This is a genomic window from Streptomyces sparsus (genome assembly GCF_054776295.1).
Map to the genome: position 1 here is coordinate 1 of NZ_BAAHCA010001095.1, position 1,468 is coordinate 1,468.

Annotated in this window: 1 protein-coding gene; it reads right to left on the reverse strand. The window is 74.7% G+C overall.

The window, feature by feature from the left end:
- Positions 1-1,356 (reverse strand): beta-ketoacyl synthase N-terminal-like domain-containing protein (locus tag ACYVE9_RS26580; RefSeq protein ID WP_461030445.1); only part of this gene is annotated, 1,356 nt, incomplete at its 3' end.
- Positions 1,357-1,468: the final 112 nt, after the last annotated feature.

The following is a 1,468-nucleotide window of genomic DNA, read 5'->3' on the forward strand; positions in this document are numbered from 1 at the left end:
GGGCGCCGGCTCCCGCACCGCCGGCTGCGGCGACTGCTCGACGATGACGTGCGCGTTGGTGCCGCCGACACCGAAGGCGCTGACAGCCGCGCGACGCGGGCCCGCCGTGTCCGGCCACGGCTCCAGCGCGGTCGGGACCCGGAACGGGCTGCCGGCGAAGTCGATCAGCGGGTTGGGCCGGTCGAAGTGCAGGCTGGGCGGTATCCGGCCGTGCTCCAGCGCGAGTACCGCCTTGACCAGTCCGGCCATGCCGGCGGCAGCGCCGAGGTGTCCGACGTTGGTCTTGACCGAGCCGAGCGCACAGAACCCGGTGCGGTCGGTGCTCTCGCGGAACGCCCGGGTGAGGGCGGCCACTTCGATGGGGTCGCCGAGCCGGGTGGCGGTGCCGTGCGCCTCGACGTAGCCGATGGAGTCCGCGCTGACGCCGGCCGCGGCCTGCGCGTCGAGCACCGCCTCGGTCTGGCCCTCGGTGCTGGGCGCGGTGAAGCCCACCTTGCGGCGGCCGTCGTTGTTGAGCGCCGAACCCCTGATGACGGCCCGCACCCGGTCGCCGTCGGCGAGCGCGTCGTCCAGCCGTTTCAGGACCACCACCCCCACGCCGTCACCCGAGGAGGTGCCGGCCGCGTCGGCGGCGAAGGCCCGGCAGCGGCCGTCCGGGGAGAACGGCCCGTCGGGCACGTGCCGGTAGCCCAGCATCGCGGACGGGTTGACGGAGGCCGCTCCGGCCAGCGCGACGTCGCAGCGGTGGTCGATCAGCTCCCGGCACGCGGTGTGGACGGCGACCAGCGCCGTGGAGCAGGCGGTCTGCACGGACACGCTGGGGCCGGTCAGCCCCAGCTCGTAGGAGATCCGGGTGGCCAGCGTGCCCAGCGAGTTGCTGGTGGCGGCGTGTACCAGGGCGACCGAGGCGGGGCCCTCACCGGCGAAGCGGGGATGCACGTGGACGGGGTAGTAGCGGCTGTCGCCCGCCCCGGCGTACACCCCGACCAGCTGGTCACCGTGGCCGGCGCCGTAACCGGCGTCCTCCATCGCGTGGTGGGCCGTCTCCAGCAGCAACCGCTGCTGGGGGTCGATGAGTTCGGCCTCGGCGGGGCTGTAGCCGAAGTAGGCGGCGTCGAACAGGTCGGCGCCGTCCACGACGGACGCCATCCGGACCAGCGTCGGATCGTCCAGGTCCGCCGGATCACCACCGGCGGCGAGGAACTCCTCGTCGCTGACGGCTCGCACCGCCTCCCGGCCGGCCGCCAGGTTCTCCCAGAACTCGTCGACGGTGGAGGCGCCGGGGAAGCGGGCCGCCATGCCGACGACGGCGATGGCCGGGTCGGCGTCGTACTCGGTCTGCGGTGCCTCATCCATCGTCGTGTGCTCCCTTGCTGCGGCTGTCCTTCGTGCGGCGCCGGCTGCCGCGTGCCTCGCGCCGCCGCTGGGCCTGCTGCCGGGCACGGTCCAGCGCGCTCGGCGGCCCACC